Source organism: Micrococcus sp. R8502A1, from assembly GCF_006704135.1.
Lineage (GTDB): Bacteria > Actinomycetota > Actinomycetes > Actinomycetales > Micrococcaceae > Micrococcus > Micrococcus luteus.
In genome coordinates, this window is the sequence record NZ_VIGS01000123.1 from 1 (window position 1) to 252 (window position 252).

Genomic DNA, 252 nt, shown 5'->3' on the forward strand with positions numbered 1-252 from the left:
GCGATGCGGTTCGTGGCCTACCAGGACCGCAAGAAGGTCGCCGCCGCGCTGAAGCCGATCTACACCGCCCCCAACGAAGAGACCGCGAGGAAGGCGCTGGCCGAGTTCGAGGCCTCCGAGCTCGGCAGGGCGTGTCAGATGGTCTGTGTAAGCCGTACCGAGAGGAACGGTAAGAATCATGACCATGATCGACGAGAAGAACCCAGGCGAGCCCTCGGGCCAGGACCTGGTCGAGCAGCTGAAAGCCTCAGG

At 63.9% G+C, this 252-nt stretch carries 1 pseudogene; it reads left to right on the top strand.

The window, feature by feature from the left end:
• Positions 1 to 12: 12 nt before the first annotated feature.
• Positions 13 to 252 (top strand): annotated as a pseudogene (locus FLM69_RS11765) (hypothetical protein); the annotation flags it as partial.